This is a genomic window from Pseudomonas sp. BS-2016, assembly GCF_001806145.1.
Classification (GTDB): Bacteria; Pseudomonadota; Gammaproteobacteria; order Pseudomonadales; family Pseudomonadaceae; genus Aquipseudomonas; species Aquipseudomonas lundensis.
Window position 1 is genome coordinate 1 of sequence record NZ_MLCT01000159.1, and the last position, 2374, is coordinate 2374.

1 pseudogene is annotated in these 2374 nt (G+C 61.8%); it reads right to left on the reverse strand.

Annotated features, from left to right (window positions below):
- Positions 1–2202 (reverse strand): annotated as a pseudogene (locus BKD70_RS23295) (hypothetical protein); the annotation flags it as partial.
- Positions 2203–2374 lie beyond the last annotated feature (172 nt).

Sequence of the window (2374 nt, forward strand, 5' to 3'; positions counted from 1 at the left end):
TTCATCGTCGCTGGCCAGGTCCTGAATATCCTGCTGCAGGCTGTCGACCAATTGCACCAGCCATCCGCCCAATTGCAACGGCCCGCTGGTCAACGGCAGGACACTGGCAAACAACAGCCAACCTACCTCTTTCATATGGGCCCAGCGTTGTTCGGCGTTCGATACCGATTGCCGGTCAGCCAGGGCAACCAGAGCCTTTGCCGTGCCGTTGAACACCAGGGTGCAGGGGCCTTGCGTGCCCAACTGCTTGTGCAGTTGCGCCGCCGGCGGTTTGTCATACACGCCGAACTCATCGCCAGGCAAAAAGCGACGGATATGCGGTTCATTGAAACCGCCGTTGGCGTAGACCGCCTGGCGTGCCGGAGCGATCCAGGTCAACACGCTGTCCTGTAATGGGCCTGGCGCCTTGATGGCCTCGAACAACGCGTGGATCGACGCGTACTCCTGCAACATCGGTTCGAGCAATGGCCGGTACAGCAGATGCACGCCCGCCTGCCCGGCCCTTGGGCCAATGATGAAGTGCGCGGTCACCTCATCGGCGTCAGCAGCCGCCGAAGCCTTGAACGCCAGCGGCCACAGCGCCATTGCCTGGTCCTGTACCGTACGATCGGCCAGGCGCGATTGCAGCGCAGCCTGCACGCGCCTGAAGCCATCCAGCGTCAGGCCGTGCTCGTCCTTGATCTTCAGTTCCAACGCCAGCATCGGCAACTGCACGCGTAATTGGCGCTTGAACAACTGCAAGCGCCGAGCGTTTTCGGTTGGATCATCCAACAGCTTTCTTTTCAACAAAGCCGGGTAAGCCTGGCCGACGTCAGCCGTTTGCACACACCCGCTGAGCAGGTCGTAAGTCAACCAACCGGGCGCCGGGGCGTCGTTCAACGTGATGCTGGTGACGGTGTGAGGGAACCCGGCCAGGTTTTCCAGCGCCAGTTCGGTCAGGCTTACGGTGATCAGGTCGACTTCACCCGCTATGAAACCTCCCGGCACCGGCACTGCGGCGGCAATCACCCGTTTAAAGGTCAGCTGAACATCGGCAGGCAGCACTTTGCGCGCCGCTGGTTGAGCGTGCAGGCAAGTTTTGAGCGCGTCATCGGCAAACTGACGGATCGAGTCGATACCGTCGAGATACTGTTTTCCGCCATTTTGCTCGCGGGCCACCACCAGCGCCTGGAGCAGGCGCGCATAGGCGATGCTGTCTTGCTCGTCGGCGTGGGCCAGCCACAGCGGCACGGCGCTGCGCAGCGCTTGCTGACGTGCGCCCAGGCTGGCGACGAACCAGCGTCGCGGATCGGTGATGTAGTCGAGCAACGCCTGATGCTGCCCCGGTGCAAGTGCCAGGCTGCGGTCAATCCGGTCGATATCGCGCAGTTGACGTGCCAGGTAGCTCGCCGCCAGGGCGTCGAACGGATCGCTGTCAACGTCCTCGGCAAACCATTGCTCTACGCGCGCGCCCTCAGCAAAAGCCGGCAACCATGCAGCGATTTCGTCCTCGTCGCGCAGCGGGTGCAGGCCACTGGCCGGGCTGAACAGCAAGCGCTGTTGTCCGTGAATAAGGACCAGCACCGGCAGCATCTCGACGGGCGGCCCCGCCAGGTAAACCGCCTGCACCCGCAATGCATCGCCGTGGGCGCTCCACTCGTTATCCGGACGAATCGGATGCAGCAGGGTTTTGGGGAACAGTGTGGCGAATTGCTCTTCGCTGTATCCCGGCGGCTTGGGTGAGTCATACAGCAGTGTCAGCAGGTCATCCGACAGGTAGCCCCAGCGCGTCATGTTCACCGGCAACTCTTCACACCACCAGGCTTGCAGGCGTCGTACGTAGGTCCTCCACAACAGCGCGCCGCAGCGGTTGATCAGCCGCTCCAGTTCAACCAGGCTCGGGCCACCTTCCACAAACACCTCGCGCACCCGTTGGGCGACCACGTGATAGTCCGCCACCAGCAACACCGGGCCGGCGAGGGCCAGGCGTTGCAGCAGCCACTCGGACAAGGCCTGGTAAACGAGGCTACCGTCAGTGTCGGCGGGCGCAGCGATATAAATCAGACCGGCCTGCCATTTGTGTTCAGCAAAATGCTGGTCAAGGTAGGCCTGGGCGCTTTCTTGCGCTACCGCCAGCAATGACGGCGGCTCGCGAAACAACGTTTCGATTTGCTCGCTCGTGATGAGGTGCTGTGAGTCGGCTGGAGGGGTGGAAGCGGTCATGTTGATACTCTGAGGGCAGTTAAAATCAAACGCTAACCGCCGCCGAGCGCCCCGCTGGCCTAGACAATTAACGCCTGCCATGACGCGCTGTGTGCTGCCCCGTCGACAAACTTCATGGGCAAGGCAATTCGCGTCTACGCTTCAGACAAGTCCGATCAATCTGTAGGAATGG